Source organism: Pseudomonas sp. MWU13-2517 (assembly GCF_023242545.1).
Classification (GTDB): Bacteria; Pseudomonadota; Gammaproteobacteria; order Pseudomonadales; family Pseudomonadaceae; genus Aquipseudomonas.
Genome location: NZ_JALMFA010000003.1, coordinates 135,843 through 153,158 on the forward strand (window position 1 = coordinate 135,843; position 17,316 = coordinate 153,158).

Below are 17,316 nucleotides of genomic sequence, written 5' to 3' on the forward strand. Positions count from 1 at the left end.
ATGCCTTGCAGGGCCTGTTGGATCTGTTCGGCGGAAAGCTCTTGGGACATAAGTACACACTCTGGGCTAGGCGGGGATTCTACCCCTTATCAGGCACTGCCCGACACCTTCCCGCACATCCGGCTACCCGGCCATTTCCTGCACAACAAGGTATACTCCCGCTCTTTTTTCCGGAGCGACGTCATGTCCCTGCCAAGCCTGCGTCTCAAAGCCAACGCCGATCGTCGTTTGCGCAACGGCCACCTGTGGGTCTACAGCAACGAAATCGACGTGGCCGCCACCCCCCTTCACGGCTTCCAGGCAGGCGACCAGGCTATTCTGGAAGCGGCCGGCGGCAAGACGCTGGGGATCGTGGCCATGAGCCCGAACAACCTGATCTGCGCCCGCCTGCTGTCGCGCGACATCAAGTTGCCACTCGACAAGTCGCTGCTGGTGCACCGCCTCAACGTCGCCCTGTCCCTGCGCGAGCGCCTGTTCGACAAGCCTTTCTACCGCCTGGTCTACGGCGACTCAGACCTGTTGCCGGGCCTGGTCGTCGACCGTTTCGGTGACATCCTGGTAGTGCAGATCGCTTCGGCGACCATGGAAGCGCACAAGGACGACGTGATCGCCGCCCTGACCCAGGTGCTCAAGCCCAGCGGCATCCTGTTCAAGAACGACTCCGCCGCGCGCGATGCCGAAGGCCTCAACCGCTACGTCGAAACCGTGTTCGGCCTGGTGCCGGAGTGGGTGGCGCTGGAAGAGAACGGCGTGAAATTCGAAGCCCCGGTGATCCAGGGCCAGAAAACCGGCTGGTTCTACGACCACCGCATGAACCGCGCCCGCCTGGCCCCGTACGCCAAGGGCAAGCGCGTACTGGACCTGTACAGCTACATCGGCGGCTGGGGTGTGCAGGCTGCAGCCTTTGGCGCCAGTGAAGTGTTCTGCGTCGACGCCTCCGCCTTTGCCCTCGACGGCGTGGAGCGCAATGCCGCGCTGAACGGCTTTGCCGAGAAGATGACCTGCATCGAAGGCGACGTGTTCGAAGCCCTCAAGGAACTGAAAGCCAGCGAAGAGCGCTTCGACGTGATCGTCGCCGACCCGCCGGCCTTCATCAAACGCAAGAAAGACATGAAAAACGGCGAAGGCGCCTACCGTCGCCTGAACGAGCAAGCCATGCGCCTGCTCAGCAAGGACGGCATCCTCGTCAGCGCCTCGTGCTCCATGCACCTGCCCGAAGACGACCTGCAGAACATCCTGCTGACCAGCGCCCGCCACCTGGACCGTAATATCCAGATGCTGGAACGCGGCGGCCAGGGTCCGGACCACCCGGTGCACCCGGCGATTGTCGAGACGCGGTATATCAAGAGCATTACGTGCCGGTTGCTGCCTAATAGCTAAAAATGTTGGAGGGGCTTGCCCCCTCCCACCTTTTGATCCCGATACTGATCAGCGCCCTGGCCGTGACGCTGGTTCGTCCGGCGGCGATTTCAGCGGCTGGTTGACGAGCTTACGGATCGGGCGCTACCGCTTCCCCCCTGTAGGAGCGAGCTCGCCCGCTCCTACAGGGGAAGGTGGGTCATAGCCAGATGGCATCCCATAGCGGGTACTGACCAATGTGCTCGACCAAACCTGCACGCAACGGATTCGCGACGATATAGCGGGCCATTGCTTTCAAGTCATCCTCACGACGCAATGCCCGGTCGAAATAGCCTTTTTGCCAAAGCGTCCCGCAGGAGCCCCTCGCCCTGTTTACCGCGCGGGCACTTCGCGACTTGGTTATTCGCATCAACCTTGGTAAGTCGCCATTGTGCAGTTCGACCAGCCAATGAAAATGGTCAGGCATCACGACCCAGGCCAGCGAGGTCGCCTCACCGTCTTCCTGAGCTTTCCTGAATTCGCTGACGAGCAGGCGACCCGTGCGCCAGTCCTGAAAAATTGATTGTCGTTGGTAAGTAACAGCGGTGATCAGGTACACGCGGCCCGATTCTGAATAACACCCGGTGCGTAGGCGATGGGCATTCTGTTGCGTGGACATTCCGTCGTCCTCTTCTGTGATTGGAAGATAAACGGTAGGAGGCGCAACATCTGAAGGCCTTTAAACAATGGTTCTGAATATCTCCTGGCTGTTTAGGCGCGAGCAAGCTCGCGCCTACAGGAAGACGGTGTAGAATCGGCCTATTCATCGCCAGTCATCCCCCGGCGGGTTTATGAGCTCGAGGCCCACGCAAGCGGCGATCCCGCGATGCGAGTGGCAACTTCCGGACACACGGCCATTTTTCGGGTGTTCCAGTGGTCAATAGAAGCTCACTCCCCTTTAGTACTTGATTAGCCGCCCGGAGTGCTCCAATGCCTGATTACCGCTCGAAAACATCCACCCACGGCCGCAATATGGCCGGCGCGCGCGCACTGTGGCGTGCCACGGGGATGAAGGATGACGACTTCAAGAAGCCGATCATCGCGATTGCCAACTCGTTCACTCAGTTTGTACCTGGTCATGTCCACCTCAAGGACCTGGGACAACTGGTCGCCCGCGAGATCGAACGCGCCGGCGGTGTGGCGAAAGAATTCAACACCATCGCCGTGGACGACGGCATCGCCATGGGCCATGACGGCATGCTGTATTCCCTGCCGAGCCGCGAAATCATCGCCGACTCCGTGGAGTACATGGTCAACGCCCATTGCGCCGACGCCATCGTGTGCATTTCCAACTGCGACAAAATCACCCCTGGCATGCTGATGGCTGCCCTGCGCCTGAACATCCCGGTGATCTTCGTGTCCGGCGGCCCAATGGAAGCCGGCAAGACCAAGCTCGCCTCCCACGGCCTGGACCTGGTCGACGCCATGGTGATCGCCGCCGACTCCAGCGCTTCTGACGAGAAGGTCGCGGAATACGAGCGCAGCGCCTGCCCGACCTGCGGTTCATGCTCCGGCATGTTCACCGCCAACTCGATGAACTGCCTGACCGAAGCCCTGGGCCTGGCCCTGCCGGGCAATGGTTCCACCCTGGCCACCCACAGCGACCGCGAGCAGCTGTTCCTGCAGGCCGGCCGCACCATTGTCGAGCTGTGCAAGCGTTACTACGGTGAGAACGACGAGTCGGTGTTGCCGCGCAACATCGCCAACTTCAAGGCGTTCGAAAACGCCATGACCCTGGACATCGCCATGGGCGGTTCCACCAACACCATCCTGCACCTGCTGGCTGCCGCCCAGGAAGCCGAGATCGATTTCGACCTGCGCGACATCGACCGTCTGTCCCGCCATGTGCCGCAACTGTGCAAGGTCGCGCCGAACATCCAGAAGTACCACATGGAAGACGTGCATCGCGCCGGCGGGATCTTCTCGATCCTGGGCTCCCTGGCCCGTGGTGGCCTGCTGCACACCGACCTGCCGACCGTGCACAGCCGTAGCATGGAAGAAGCCATCGCCAAGTGGGACATAACCCAGACCAACGACGAAGCGGTGCATCACTTCTTCAAGGCCGGCCCGGCGGGCATCCCGACCCAGACGGCATTCAGCCAGTCGACCCGCTGGGACACCTTGGACGACGACCGCGAAAACGGCTGCATCCGCAGTGTCGAACACGCCTACTCCCAGGAAGGCGGCCTGGCCGTGCTGTACGGCAACATCGCCCTGGACGGCTGCGTGGTGAAAACTGCCGGAGTGGATGAATCCATCCATGTGTTCGAAGGCAACGCCAAGATCTTCGAAAGCCAGGACAGCGCAGTGCGCGGCATCCTCGCTGACGAAGTGAAAGAGGGCGACATCGTGATCATCCGCTACGAAGGCCCGAAAGGCGGCCCAGGTATGCAGGAGATGCTCTACCCGACGTCCTACCTGAAATCCAAAGGCCTGGGCAAAGCCTGCGCCTTGCTGACCGACGGCCGTTTCTCCGGCGGGACCTCGGGCCTGTCCATCGGCCACGCCTCCCCGGAAGCGGCTGCCGGTGGCGCAATTGGCCTGGTGCAGGACGGCGACAAAGTGCTGATCGACATTCCAAACCGTTCGATCAACCTGTTGATCAGCGATGAAGAACTGGCGGCTCGCCGGGTCGAGCAGGACAAAAAAGGCTGGAAACCGGTGGAGAAGCGTCCGCGCAAAATCACCACCGCACTGAAGGCTTACGCCCTGTTGGCCACCAGTGCCGACAAAGGTGCGGTGCGTAACAAAGCGATGCTCGACGGCCTGTAAGCCTCGCCCATAAAAATGCCCCGCCACCTGCGGGGCATGCCAGTCAGTTAAGAAGGGGAAAGGCTAAAAAGTAACCTGTGGCGAGGGAGCTTGCTCCCGTTGGACTGCGCAGCAGTCCCATGCTTTGTAAAAAAAGAGCGGGGCCGCTTCGCGGCCCAACGGGAGCAAGCTCCCTCGCCACACATACAGTGTTCACCCTTAACTGACTGGCATGCCCCGCAGGTGGCGGGGCATTTTTTTGCCTGGAGATAACCCTCCAACAAAGAAGATCAACCGTGGGAGCGGGCTTGCTCGCGAATTGCGGTGTGCCGGCCACTGAATACGCAGGCTGCTGCACCTTCGCGACCAAGGCCCGCTCCCACAGTGTTGACCGGGTACTTCCGTGCTTACTGAATCTCGTCCGGCTTGACGATCACCCAATTCTTGTCGGCCGTCACCGGCAACCCTTCCTTGGCCTGCGCCGCCGCGTGCTTGGCCATCATGCCGTTGAGCTGGGTCATGTATTTGTCCTTACGGTTGACCCATAAGTGAATACCACCCTTGGCCACGTCCACATCGTGAAACAGCATGTAGCCATCGCTGGTTGGGGTATCACCTCCGACGATCACCGGCTTTTTCCATTCGTCGATGTAAGTAAGGATCGCCGCGTGCTTGCCGGCCATCCAGGTCGCCGGGGTCCACAGGTAGGGAGTGAGTTCCAGGCCGAGGTTGGCTTTCTCGTCATATTTGCCGGCCGCAATCTGCTTGCGTGCAGTGGTCAGCTCGCCGGTCTTGCGGTCCTTGAGCAGGGTGCTCACGCCGATGACGTTCTCGGGTTTGACGTTATAGCCGTACTTCGGATCGGCAGCGACCATGCGCACCAGTTCCTCCGAGGCCGCCGTCATCACGTACACCTCGATGCCGTTTTCCATCAGCTTGTTGTACAGCTCGGCCTGGCCGGTAAAGACTTTCGGCGGTTGGACCTCGGAGGTCTTCACCACATCACCTTCGTAATAGGTGACTGGCACAGGTTTGCCGGAGGCCATCAATTCATCCACGTAACCCTTGAGTTCCTTGAGGGTGAAGCCGGAAAAGATCTGCGCAACCCACGGGTAGCAAACCATGTCGTCGACTTCACACAGGCGGTAGTAGTAGCTGAACAGGCTTTCCTTGTGGTCGGCAGTGTCCTTGAACGGCATCAGCTTCAGGGACGGGTCCATGGTCTCGCGGGTGATCAGGCCCTTGTTTTCCAGGTACGGCAGCAATGACTCTTCGAGGTCGTAGCGGTAGCTGGTGTTGTCCATGTCGAAGACTGCGAAGTTACCTTTGTTGGCGTTCGCGGCGATCATCTTGTTCAGTTGCTCGGCGGCGGGCGCCGGCCAGTGCTTCAACTCGGTTGCGGCAAATGCCTGGTTGGCGAGACCGAGGCAGAAGGCGGCGGCAAGTAATGTTGGCGCGAGCTTCATAAGCGTTTTATCCCTGAGTGAAAGACATCGACGCTAACAAATCTGTATGACAGTTATCGCCCGAGCACGACCGCTTCCATCGTGATCACGCCAGGGACATGTGCCTGAGCGTCAAACGCTTATTCCAAAAACGACAGACACCATTCCATATCGGTATTAAATCAATATATTTCAAGCTGTTAGGCTTCCCGGTTCGCAATCGCAGGCTCGTGCGATTGGCTGCCTTCTCAACGGAGCTTCAATGAATCTGCCCCTGATTCTCAACTTACTGGTGTTCGTGGCCCTGTTGCTGGGCCTGGCACAAACCCGTCGGACCCAATGGAGCCTCGCCAAGAAGGTCCTGTTCGCCCTCGCCCTGGGCGTGGTGTTCGGTACGGTCCTGCATACGATCTACGGTGACGGCAATCCAGTCCTCAAGGCGTCCATCGGCTGGTTCGACCTGGTCGGCAACGGCTACGTACAACTGCTGCAGATGATCGTGATCCCGCTGGTGTTCGCTTCGATCCTCAGTGCCGTGGCGCGCCTGCATAACGCCTCATCCCTGGGCAAGATCAGTTTCCTGACCATCGGCACGCTGCTGTTCACCACCGCGATTGCGGCGCTGATCGGCATCGGCCTGACCAATCTGTTCGGCCTTACCGCCGAAGGCCTGGTAGCCGGTACCCAGGAAATGGCGCGCCTGCAAGTGATCCAGAGCGATTACGCGGGCAAGGTCGCCGACCTGAATATCCCGCAGTTGCTGCTGTCGTTCGTGCCGGCCAACCCGTTTGCCGACCTGGCCCGGGCCAAGCCGACGTCGATCATCAGCGTGGTGATTTTCGCCGCTTTCCTCGGGGTTGCCGCACTGCAACTGCTCAAGGACGACGTGGAAAAAGGCCAGAAAGTGCTCAACGCCATCGACACCCTGCAAGCCTGGGTGATGCGTCTGGTGCGCCTGGTGATGAAGCTGACCCCTTACGGCGTATTGGCGCTGATGACCAAAGTGGTCGCCGGCTCCAACCTGCAAGACATCATCAAGCTCGGCAGTTTTGTGGTTGTGTCGTACCTGGCCCTGGGCCTGATGTTCGTGGTGCATGGCCTGCTGCTGTCCCTGGCCGGTGTCAACCCGCTGCGCTTCTTCCGCAAAGTATGGCCGGTGCTGACGTTTGCCTTCACCAGCCGTTCCAGCGCGGCGGCGATCCCGCTGAGCATTGAGGCGCAAACCCGCCGCTTGGGCATACCGCAATCCATCGCGGGGTTTGCTGCGTCGTTCGGCGCGACCATTGGCCAGAACGGTTGCGCAGGGCTTTATCCAGCCATGCTGGCAGTGATGGTTGCACCGACCGTGGGCATCAACCCGCTGGACCCACTGTGGATCGCGACCCTGGTGGCGATTGTGACCTTGAGTTCGGCCGGGGTTGCCGGTGTGGGCGGCGGTGCCACCTTTGCCGCGCTGATCGTGCTGCCGGCCATGGGTTTGCCGGTGTCACTGGTGGCGCTGCTGATTTCCGTGGAGCCGCTGATCGACATGGGCCGTACGGCGTTGAACGTGAACGGTTCGATGACGGCGGGGGCAATTACCAGCCAGATCATGGGGCAGACGGATAAAGAGCTGCTGAATGCCGATGAGCATGCTCAGCTAGCCAGCTGAGTTGCATGCTATGAGCCTCAAGCTGCAAGAAAGAGCACCGCGCTTTTACTTGCAGCTTGTGGCTTAAAGCTAGTGGCTGCTTCTCTCCCAGACTTCGAAGGTGTACGCCGGCTTATCAGCGTCGGCCGGGTTCTCGACGTTCGACACCAGCTTCCACTGGTTCAGGTCAAACTCCGGAAACCACGCATCCCCTTCCGGGCTCAGCGCAACCCGCGTCAGATACAGGCGATCCGCCTGCTCCAGCCCCTGCGCATATAACTGCGCGCCGCCAATCAGCATCAGTTCGTCCACGCCTTGCGCCTTGGCCCATGCCTCAGCGCGCTCTACCGCAGCGTCCAGTGATGGAAAAACTTCCGCACCTTCAAGCTCAAGATCGGTCTGACGGCTGACCACGATGTTCAGGCGCCCCGGCAACGGTCGGCCCAGGGAGTCCCAGGTCTTGCGCCCCATGATGATCGGCTTGCCGAGCGTGGTGGCCTTGAAGTATTTGAAATCCCCCGGCAAATGCCAGGGCATGCTGTTGTCGACGCCGATCACACGGTTTTCACCGAGGGCTGCGATCAGGCTTAAAGGGAGAGTTTTTTTCATGGCGACGAGAATACCAGAGGCTCGTGCAGCTTTCCCCAACAGGGTGCACTGGGGTTATGCTCCCAACTCACTCACACAACAGGACGGCGCGTGACTGCACTGAACCCGCTGCACTCTCTCTGGCTGACAGAAACCGTGCGCCTGCGTGAAGAACACGCCGGCCCCCTGGAAGACCTGGAAGCCAACCGCCTGGCTCGCACCGCCGGTGGCGACCTGCCGACGCGCATTCAACAACGTGCCCTGCACCTGGCCGAGCGCGATGGCCTGACCGCCGCCCTCACCCGCTGGCTGCAAGGCGCACGTTTGGCCTTGGTGTTGCTGGCAATCGTCGCCATCGTCAGCGGCGCGGGCCTGGCCTTTGCCGCGCTGGGCAACGGGCTGGCGCCGGTCAACGTGTTCTGGGCCTTGGGCAGCCTGCTCGGCTTGAACCTGATCCTGCTGGTCAGTTGGGCCTTGGGCTTGCTGTTTGCCGGTGAGCACGGCGCCAGCCTTGGACGCTTATGGTTGTGGCTCAGCGAAAAGCTCGCCCGCGATGCCAAGGCCGCACAGCTGGCGCCGGCGCTGCTGTTGTTGCTGCAACGGCAAAAACTCAATCGCTGGGCGATCGGCGTGCTGGTCAACAGCCTGTGGTTACTCGCCTTGCTCAGTGCCATGGCGATTTTGCTGACGTTACTCGCCACCCGCCGCTACGGTTTCGTGTGGGAAACCACCATCCTCGGCGCCGACACCTTCGTCGCCGTGACCCAGGCGCTGGGTGCCCTGCCCGCCTGGCTGGGCTTCAACGTACCGACAGTCGAGATGATCCGCGCCAGCGGCGATTCTGCGTTGAATATCGAAAGCGCCCGCCAGGCCTGGGCCGCGTGGCTGGTGGGTGTGTTGCTGGTTTACGGCATTCTGCCAAGACTGATTCTCGCCCTGCTGTGCCTGTGGCGCTGGAAACGCGGGCGAGCCGCCTTGCGCCTGGACCTCAACCTGCCCGGCTACAGCCAGTTACGTGAACGCCTGATGCCCAGCAGTGAACGGCTGGGGGTCAACGACGCCGCGCCGGAGCAACTGCACCACGTCAGCGGCGGCATCAGCGAATTGCAAAGCGACGGTGCCTTGCTGGTGGCCATCGAACTGGACGACCAACACCCATGGCCGCCCAAATTGCCAGCCAACGTGAAGAACGCCGGTATCCTCGACAGCCGCGAATCACGCCACAAACTGCTGGAGCAACTCAGTCGCTTCCCGCCCGCACGCCTGGCCATCGCTTGTGACCCACGCCGCTCTCCCGATCGCGGCAGCCTGGCGTTGATCGCCGAACTGGCCCGTAGCGCCACGGCCACCCGCGTGTGGCTGCTGCAAGCGCCGCCCGGCCAGGCCCTGGATGCCGAACGCCTGGGTGACTGGCACACGGCGCTGCAACAGCTTGAGTTGCCATTTGCCGACTGCGCACCGCTGAACTGGCTGGAGACCGGTCATGACTAAACCGCTGAAACTTGCCGTGGTCGGCCACACCAACGTCGGCAAGACCTCGCTGCTGCGCACGTTGACCCGTGATGTGGGCTTCGGTGAGGTCTCCCACCGCCCCAGCACCACCCGGCATGTCGAAGGTGCGCGGTTGTCGGTGGACGGCGAAGCCCTGCTGGAACTGTACGACACGCCCGGCCTGGAAGACGCCATTGCCCTGCTCGACTACCTGGAGCGCCTGGATCGCCCCGGCGAACGCCTCGATGGCCCGGCGCGCCTGGCGCGTTTCCTGGAAGGCAGCGAAGCACGCCAACGTTTCGAACAGGAAGCCAAGGTGCTGCGCCAGCTGCTGGCTTCGGACGCCGGCCTGTATGTAATCGACGCTCGCGAGCCGGTGCTGGCCAAGTATCGCGATGAATTGCAAGTGCTGGCCAGTTGCGGCAAGCCGTTGCTGCCGGTGCTCAACTTCGTCAGCAGCAGTGACCACCGCGAGCCGGACTGGCGTGAAGCCCTGGCCCGCCTGGGCCTGCATGCGCTGGTGCGCTTCGACAGCGTGGCGCCCCCGGAAGACGGTGAACGGCGCTTGTATGAAAGCCTCGCGCTGATGCTGGAAAACGCCCGGCCGCAGTTGCAACGGTTGATCACAGATCAGGAAGCCCAACGCCAGGCCCGCCAGCAAAGTGCCGCACGCTTGATCGCCGAGCTGCTGATCGACTGCGCCGCTTGCCGTCGCAGCGTGGTCATCGAAGATGAGCAGCAAGCCATCGGCGATTTGCGCAAGGCCGTGCGCCAGCGCGAACAGAAATGTGTGGAAGCCCTGCTCAAGCTGTTCGGCTTCCGACCGCAGGATGCCGCCGCCAGCGACCTGCCACTGTTGGACGGCCGCTGGGGCGATGACCTGTTCAACCCGGAAACGCTCAAACAGCTGGGCGTGCGTGTCGGTGGCGGGATCGCCGCGGGAGCGGCAGCCGGTGCTGGTGTTGACCTGTTGGTCGGCGGCCTGACCCTGGGTGCCGCCGCCCTGGCCGGTGCGATTGCCGGTGGCGCACTGCAAACCGCGCGCAGTTATGGCAGCCGCCTGTTGGGCAAGATCAAGGGCCAGCGCGAACTGACCGTGGACGACAGCGTGTTGCGCCTGCTCGCCCTGCGCCAACGCCAACTGCTCAAGGCCCTCAACCTGCGTGGCCATGCGGCCATGCACAGCATCAAGGTCGACACGCCACAAGACAAAACCTGGCGCGAAGGCAAGCTGCCGGACGCGCTGCACAAAGCCCGTGCGCATCCGCAATGGTCGTCGCTCAACCCTCACGCCAAACTGAGCCAGGCCGAGCGCCAGGAACAGGTCGAAGCCCTGGCCCAGCGTCTGGACGACACCTAAGCCGCCAATACTTGCCGCGCCTTGGCCTTGAGCACATCAAGGTCGAGTACCGGCACATGCATTTCCTTGGCCTGTTCGTCCCACAGACGCATGCGCAAACTCACGGCGCACAGCGGGTCCTGCTCGAACGCATGGGCTTCTTCGGCGCTCATCACGCCCCCCTGGTAAGCCAGGGTGCGGCGACTCGCTTCACTCAGGCTTGCGTAGTAGCCGGGCTGGCTGAAGGTCAGGTAACGCTTGGCTTGCACGTGATACTCCACCAACCGGGCCATGCGCTCGCTGAAGCCTGCGCGGCGCAGGTAATCGGCCCCCAGCCGCTCATGGCTGACCACACCATAACCGCCCATATTTTCGCCACCCTCGCCGCACAGATGCCCGATATCGTGGAAAAACGCCGCCAGCACCACTTCATCATCAAAGCCTTCGGCCATCGCCCGTTGCGCGGCCTGGGACATGTGCTCGATCTGCGACACCGGCTCGCCGATATAGTCCGCGGTGCCGTACTGCTCGTACAGGCCGAAGACATCGGCAATTGCCTGTTCCGGGTTCATCACGCCTCTCCCCACAATGTGCCGATATTTCGCTCGGCCATTGCCGGCCCCACGCTCATGCCGACACCCGTGTGCATCAAGGCTGCGCTTACCCCCGGTGCCGCACGCAGGAACGAAAACGGCCCCGGCCCGCGCGAGCCGTACACGCCCTGCCAGCGCTCCACCACCTGGATCCGGCAGCCCAGGGTCTGCTCGGCCAGTTCGATCATCCAGTCGTCGATCTGCTCGGCATTGAACGGCGATGCATCGCTGCCGTAGTCATGGGAGTCGCCAATGATCAGTTCGCCATGGGGCGTCGGGCTGATCAGCAGATGGATGCCGTGTTCGTTCAGGTGTGGCGCTTCACGCAGAATCTGCGCCTGCACCGGCGCAGCTTCCGGCAAATCGGCAAAGGCGCCGTAATGCACACAGCTCAGGCCGGTGAGTAAAGCGTGCTGCAGGTTCAGGTTCACCGCCGGTCGCGCGCGGAGCATTTGCAGGCGGCAGATGCTCGGTTTGAGTTCAGCGATCGATTCGGCCAGCAGGGTCTGGTAGTCGTGGCCGGAACACACGATGATCTGCTCGCCGCGAAAACTGCCCGCCGTACTGTGCAACTGGCCCGGCTCTACGTCGCGCACGAGGGTGGAGAAATGAAATTCCACCTTGAGTTCACTGCGAAGGTAGTTGATCAACGCCGGAATCGCTTCCCGCGAATACAGTTGTTGATCGTCCTTGCCATGCAATGCAGCGCGATGATGGCGGAACTGTCCGCCGTATAGATCCGTCATCGCTGCGCCTTGCAGCAGTTCGACGTTGTAGCCGTGCTCGACGGCGCGGCCGGTGCAGAAGGCTTCCAGCAGGTGTTCTTCCGCTTCGGTACGGGCAAACAGATAGGCGCCGCTGCGCTTGAGTTGCAGCCCGGCTACCTGCGCCCAATGCCCCCAGATGTCACGGCTTTCCCGCGCCAGGCCCAACATCGGTCCCGGCGGCTGGCCGGTGACCAGCGCCTGGCCGAAGTTGCGCACCGAGGCGCCCAGTGGTGTAGCGCTGCGTTCGAAGACTGTGACCTTCAGGCCGCGTTTGGCCGCAGCATAGGCGTGGGACAAGCCGAGGATGCCGGCGCCGATGATCAGCAGGTCGCTGTGGTGTGTCATGAAGTGAAGTCCTGAATTCGAGGCCGCCATCGCGGGCAAAACCGCTCCCACCTACAAGAGCTGCAAACCTTCAAAGGTGGGAGCGGGGTTGCCTGCGAAGAGGCCATCTGCCCTGACGAAAATCTTACTGGCCGGCGACTTTTTCCGACTTACCGTCATAGCGCTTGCGCCATTCGGTCAGGATGCTGTCGCGGTTCTTCGAGGCCCAGGCAAAGTCGTTCTTGATCAGGCGCTGCTCGTAGTCGGCCGGCAGTTCGGTCTGCGGCTTGGCGATGCCTGGTTGGGCGAGGACGGCGAAGTTGTCCTTGTACAGGTCCATCGCAGCGGGGCTTGCGGAGAAGTCGGCGAGTTTCTTCGCGGCGTCTGCGTGAGCAGTGCCCTTGAGCACAGCGGTGGCCTCAATGTCCCAGCCCAAGCCTTCTTTCGGCAGGATGATATCCAACGGTGCGCCCTGGCGCTTCAGCTGCACGGCTGGGTATTCAAACGAAATGCCGATCGGGAACTCCCCCGAAGCCGCCAGCTTGCACGGCTTGGAACCGGAGTGAACGTACTGGCCGATGTTCTGATGCAGGTCGTCCATGTACTGCCAGCCCTGTTTCTCGCCGAAGGTCTGCAACCAGGCGCTCACATCGAGAAAGCCGGTGCCGGACGATGCCGGGTTAGGCATCACGATCTTGCCCTTGTACTCAGGCTTGGTCAGGTCCTGCCAGCTCACCGGCTTGGTCAGGCCCTGTTTCTCGGCCTCGACGGTGTTGAAGCAGATGGTCGCAGCCCAGACGTCCATGCCGACCCAGGCCGGTGGGTTGGCGGCGTCGCGGTAGTGCTTGCCTATCTTGTCCAGGTCCTTGGGCGCGTAGTTGTCCAGCATGCCCTGCTGGTCGAGGATCGCCAGGCTCGATGCCGCCAGGCCCCACACCACGTCGGCTTGCGGGCGAGCTTTCTCGGCCAGCAGCTTGGCAGTGATGATGCCGGTGGAGTCGCGTACCCACTTGATCTCGACGTCAGGGTTGGCTTTTTCGAAAGCCTGCTTGTAGGTTTTCAACTGCTCGGCTTCGAGGGCCGTGTACACGGTCAGCTCGGTTTTTGCGGCAAAGGCATTCAGGCTGAATGCGCTGAGTACGGCAGCGGCGAGCGCCAGGGACTTGAACATGGACTACCTCCTTCAGGGATGGATTACTGGCCGGGCGCGGTTTGGCGCCAGGCCTGGGAGCGCCGCAACAGGCCGCGTGAGGCCCACGCCAGCAGCAGCGAAACGCCGGCCGAGGTGAACAGGATCAAGGTGGACATGGCCGCCGCACCGCCCACGTTGCCGGCGTCGTCCATGTTCAATACGGCGACGGCGGCAAGAATGGTGTCGGGGCTGTAGAGGAAGATCGCGGCGGACACGGTGGTCATCGCCGACACGAACAGGTAGCGCACGATGTCCAGCAGCGCCGGTAGGCAGATCGGCACGGTGACGCGAAGATAGTGGCGGTACAGCGGCGCCTTGAGGGACAGCGCGGCGGCTTCGAACTCGGCATCCAACTGGCGCAAGGCGGTGGTCGCGGTCATTTGTGCGGTGGTCAGGTAGTGGGCAATGGTGCACACCACCAGCAACGTCATGCTCCCGTAGAACACATGCAGTGGGTTGCCGTTGAGGTTGAAAAAGAACACGTAGCCCAGGCCCAACACCAAGCCCGGCACAGCCATCGGCACGAAACTGAGCATGCGCAGCGCCAGGTTCAGGCCTTTCTGGCTTTTGGTTTTTTCCATCAGGTAGGCACCGGTAAAGATCAGCACGCTGCCGACCAATGCCGTGCACAGGGCCATGGTCAAGCTGTTGCGATAGGCCAGCCAGCCGCCGCCCGCGGTATCTTCGAACTGGTAGTGGTTGAGTGACAGCGCCAGGTTGTACGGCCAGAATTTCACCAGTGAGGAGTACACCGCCATGCCGAATACCAGCAGCAACGCTGCGCAGATCAGCATCACGATGACCAGGTAACACCCGTCGCGCAGCCGTGATGGAGCAGGCTGGAACACTTGGGCACGGCCGCTCATGGCGTCGCCATGCCGACGGCGCAACCAGGTATCCATCCCGAAACTGAACAGCGCCGGCAGCAGCAACACTATGCCGATCAATGCACCGCGACCGAACTGCTGCTGGCCGACCACCGCCTTGTAGGCTTCCAGCGCCAGCACCTGATAATCCCCACCCACCACCACCGGTACACCAAAGTCAGTGATGGTCAGGGTGAACACCAGACAGAGCGCAGCAAACACGGCTTGACGCGTGGCCGGCCAAGTAATGCTGCGAAACGCCCGGGCCGGGCTCGCCCCCATGCTGGAGGCGGCGTCGAACAGACGCGCATCCGCCAGGGACAGCGCCGACAGCAGAATCATCAAAGCGTGTGGGAAGGTGTAGATCACTTCGCCCAGCACGATGCCCCAGAAGCCGTAAATATTGTCCGAGAGCAAGCCGCGCAACATGCCCTGGTTACCGAACAGGTACACCAGCGCAATCCCCGGCAACATCGACGGCGCCATCAATGGCAGCAACGACAGGCCACGCCAAACGGTCTTGCCGGGAATCAATGTGCGTTGCAGAGCGTAGGCAAACAGGTAAGCCAGCGGTACGACGATGGCCGCCACGCTGAGGGACACTTTCAGGCTATTGCCCAGCAGCCAGTGGAAATTGTCGCTGGTCACCAGTTCTCGCGCGGCGATCCATCCGCCACCCTGGCCGGCTTCGCTGCTGAAACCACGCCAGAAGATCGCCAGCAATGGCAGCAGCACCGCGACGCCCAGCAGAAACAGCCACAGCAGTTTGCCGCCGACCACAAAAATACGATCGCCCATTTGCGCACGGGACACCTGACGAGCTATCGGCAGTGTCATCACCGCGGCCATCTCAGGCAAACACCTGCAGGCTGCGTGGCGGCAGCGCCACCCAGATATCCTGGGCGCCCAGGCGTGGCATGGCTTCCGGCGCCAGTTCGGCCAACAATGGATGACCGGGCAATTGCTCCAGCTCAAAGCTCATGCGGCAGCGGTTGCCGAGAAAAGTGATCTCGCGGACTTTGGCCGGGAACAGGTTTTCTTCATGCACCGGCGGGTTGACGCTGATGGCTTCCGGACGGCAGAACAAACGCCCGGACTTGGCCACGCCGGCATCGTCGGCCAGGCGCAGGTTCATCCCGCCGACCTGGGCGTGGCTGACACTATTGCGGCTGAACGGCAGCCAGTTGCCCTGGCCGAAAAATTCCGCCACAAACGGTGTGGCCGGGCGGTCATAGATTTCCTGGGGCGTGGCGTATTGCTCGACCTTGCCGTTGTTCATCACCGCAATGCGGTCGGCCATCAACATGGCCTCATCCTGGTTGTGGGTGACCATCAATGTGGTGATGCCCAGGCGCCGTTGCAGTTGGCGCAACTCGGTGCACAGATGCTCGCGGACACGGGCGTCGAGGGCCGACATCGGTTCATCCAGCAACAGCAGCGAAGGCGCCGGCGCCAACGCCCGTGCCAGGGCGACACGTTGCTGTTGGCCGCCGGACAGCTGGCCGGGGTACTTCTTTTCGCTGCCCAGCAGGCCCACCAGTTCCAGCATCTGGCCAACGCGCTTGCGCACTTCATCGCGGCCGCTGCCGGTGAGGCCGTAGCCGATATTTGCTTCGACGGTCAGATTGGGAAACAGCGCGTAGGACTGGAACAAAATTCCGTAGTCCCGCGCCTGAGGCGGGAGTAGGGAAACGTCGCGCTTGCCCAGGCGCAGCTCACCGCTGTCCTGGCGCTCCAGGCCGGCGATGCAACGCAACAAGGTGGTCTTGCCGCAGCCGGACGGGCCCAGCAGGCACACCAGTTCGCCGGCGGCGACGTCCAGGGACACGTTGTCCAGCGCAGTAAACGCGCCGAAGCGTTTCTGGACACCGCGCACCGTCATGGACGCGCCGGGGTTGGTCAGGGCTGTGTTCATGCAAGGCACCTCATCAAACTGATGAAGGCCATGCTAGGCGGGCAATGCGTCGCTCATATGGCAGGAAGGCAAAACACGGCGATAGTCGTATTGGTAGATTTTGTAGTGAGCAGGGCTGACCCGCTTATTACAGAACTACAGTCAGAGCGGCGACATTTCCTGTGCCAACCCCAGAAACGCAGCGGGAAGACGTGCGCCTTTTCTTTCCTTGAGGCAGTACAGATACTCTGGAATCTGCGGTGCATTTTCGATGGTCAGCACGCGCAATTGTGGGTCATGGGGCACTTCCTGGCGTGCAATGATGCTGATGCCGATGTTGCGCAGCACCGCCTCGCGGATCGATTCCCGGCTGCCGATTTCCAGCAACGGGCCGTAACTCACCCCCGCACCTTGCAGCATGTCTTCCGTCAGGCGCCGCGTAGTCGAACCCGCTTCGCGCATCAGCAAGGTATGCCCGGCCAACGCGGTCAGTGGTACAGGGTCCAGCGCTGCCAGCGGATGATTGCGATGGACCGCCAACACCAACGGGTCGGTGCCGAGCACGCGGCGGATCAAGCGCGGGTCTTCCAGCAATTGTGAGGACGCAGCAACGTCGACACGGTAATCGTCCAGTGCTTCAAGCACCTGTTGGGAGTTGCCGATTTCCACCGACACCTCTACCTGGGGCAAGCGTTCACGAAAGGCTTTGACCAGGTCGAGGATGTAATACGGCGCTGTCGCGGCAATCCGCAGAGCGCCCTGGACCTGGCCGTTGTTACGCAGGAAAAACTCGATATCCGCTTCCTGCTGCAAGAGCGCCTTGACCATCGGCAGCAGGCGCGCGCCTTCGTCGCTGACGGTGAGGCGGCGCCCTCCACGGTAGAACAGTTCAACACCGTACTGGCTTTCCAGGTTGCGAATCTGGGTGGTGACGGTGGGCTGGCTCAGGCCGAGCTTTTTCGCCGCCTGAGTAATGCTGCCCAGGCGGGCGACCATGAAAAACGCCTTCAACTCGGCACTCAGCACACCACCCTCTCA

Annotated in this window: 14 protein-coding genes; 5 read left to right on the forward strand and 9 right to left on the reverse strand. The window is 61.9% G+C overall.

Annotated elements, in window-relative coordinates; translation table 11 throughout:
* Positions 1 to 183 precede the first annotated feature (183 nt).
* On the forward strand, positions 184 to 1,380 hold the full coding sequence (locus M5B97_RS05670) for a class I SAM-dependent rRNA methyltransferase (protein ID WP_134659222.1): 1,197 nt from the start codon (positions 184 to 186) through the stop codon (positions 1,378 to 1,380).
* Positions 1,381 to 1,558: 178 nt separating this feature from the next.
* Here M5B97_RS05670 and M5B97_RS05675 read toward each other — a convergent pair whose 3' ends face one another.
* Entirely contained in the window at positions 1,559 to 2,017 is a 459-nt protein-coding gene (locus M5B97_RS05675) for a transposase (RefSeq protein ID WP_248730966.1), read from the reverse strand.
* Positions 2,018 to 2,328: 311 nt separating this feature from the next.
* Between M5B97_RS05675 and ilvD the strand changes: the two genes are divergently transcribed.
* Entirely contained in the window at positions 2,329 to 4,170 is a 1,842-nt protein-coding gene (gene ilvD, locus M5B97_RS05680) for a dihydroxy-acid dehydratase (RefSeq protein WP_248730967.1), read from the forward strand.
* A gap of 386 nt (positions 4,171 to 4,556) precedes the next feature.
* Here ilvD and M5B97_RS05685 read toward each other — a convergent pair whose 3' ends face one another.
* Complete coding sequence (locus M5B97_RS05685; RefSeq protein WP_134659226.1) at positions 4,557 to 5,615, reverse strand: haloacid dehalogenase-like hydrolase; 1,059 nt, start codon at positions 5,613 to 5,615, stop codon at positions 4,557 to 4,559.
* Positions 5,616 to 5,856: 241 nt separating this feature from the next.
* On the opposite strand from M5B97_RS05685, the gene M5B97_RS05690 reads away from it, so the two are divergent.
* Positions 5,857 to 7,245: an L-cystine transporter gene (locus M5B97_RS05690; protein ID WP_123717145.1), complete on the forward strand. Its 1,389-nt coding sequence runs from the start codon at positions 5,857 to 5,859 to the stop codon at positions 7,243 to 7,245.
* A 69-nt stretch (positions 7,246 to 7,314) separates the two neighbouring features.
* On the opposite strand, the gene M5B97_RS05695 is transcribed toward M5B97_RS05690, so the two are convergent.
* Positions 7,315 to 7,833 (reverse strand): dihydrofolate reductase, encoded by a 519-nt coding sequence (locus tag M5B97_RS05695; protein WP_123717144.1) that lies wholly within the window; start codon positions 7,831 to 7,833, stop codon positions 7,315 to 7,317.
* A 90-nt stretch (positions 7,834 to 7,923) separates the two neighbouring features.
* On the opposite strand from M5B97_RS05695, the gene M5B97_RS05700 reads away from it, so the two are divergent.
* Together M5B97_RS05700 and M5B97_RS05705 are read left to right on the forward strand one after the other, a co-directional pair.
* Positions 7,924 to 9,303, forward strand: a complete 1,380-nt coding sequence (locus M5B97_RS05700; protein ID WP_248730968.1) for a DUF2868 domain-containing protein — start codon at positions 7,924 to 7,926, stop codon at positions 9,301 to 9,303.
* A complete protein-coding gene (locus M5B97_RS05705; protein WP_248730969.1) occupies positions 9,296 to 10,663 on the forward strand; it encodes a DUF3482 domain-containing protein in 1,368 nt (455 codons plus the stop codon). Before M5B97_RS05700 ends, M5B97_RS05705 begins: the two co-directional genes overlap by 8 nt.
* On the opposite strand, the gene M5B97_RS05710 is transcribed toward M5B97_RS05705, so the two are convergent.
* From M5B97_RS05710 to M5B97_RS05735, 6 genes are all read right to left on the reverse strand, one after another.
* Complete coding sequence (locus M5B97_RS05710) at positions 10,660 to 11,214, reverse strand: phosphonate degradation HD-domain oxygenase (RefSeq protein WP_248730970.1); 555 nt, start codon at positions 11,212 to 11,214, stop codon at positions 10,660 to 10,662. The two genes, M5B97_RS05705 and M5B97_RS05710, sit on opposite strands and share 4 nt — an antisense overlap.
* A complete protein-coding gene (locus tag M5B97_RS05715; RefSeq protein ID WP_248730971.1) occupies positions 11,214 to 12,347 on the reverse strand; it encodes a TIGR03364 family FAD-dependent oxidoreductase in 1,134 nt (377 codons plus the stop codon). The genes M5B97_RS05710 and M5B97_RS05715 overlap by 1 nt, the downstream gene beginning before the upstream one ends.
* Before the next feature lie 124 nt (positions 12,348 to 12,471).
* Complete coding sequence (locus M5B97_RS05720) at positions 12,472 to 13,497, reverse strand: putative 2-aminoethylphosphonate ABC transporter substrate-binding protein (protein ID WP_248730972.1); 1,026 nt, start codon at positions 13,495 to 13,497, stop codon at positions 12,472 to 12,474.
* Positions 13,498 to 13,520: 23 nt separating this feature from the next.
* Positions 13,521 to 15,233, reverse strand: coding sequence for a putative 2-aminoethylphosphonate ABC transporter permease subunit (locus tag M5B97_RS05725; RefSeq protein WP_248730973.1), 1,713 nt, complete (start codon positions 15,231 to 15,233; stop codon positions 13,521 to 13,523).
* Position 15,234: 1 nt separating this feature from the next.
* On the reverse strand, positions 15,235 to 16,299 hold the full coding sequence (locus M5B97_RS05730; protein WP_248730974.1) for a putative 2-aminoethylphosphonate ABC transporter ATP-binding protein: 1,065 nt from the start codon (positions 16,297 to 16,299) through the stop codon (positions 15,235 to 15,237).
* A gap of 141 nt (positions 16,300 to 16,440) precedes the next feature.
* Entirely contained in the window at positions 16,441 to 17,304 is an 864-nt protein-coding gene (locus M5B97_RS05735) for a LysR family transcriptional regulator (RefSeq protein WP_123717136.1), read from the reverse strand.
* Positions 17,305 to 17,316 lie beyond the last annotated feature (12 nt).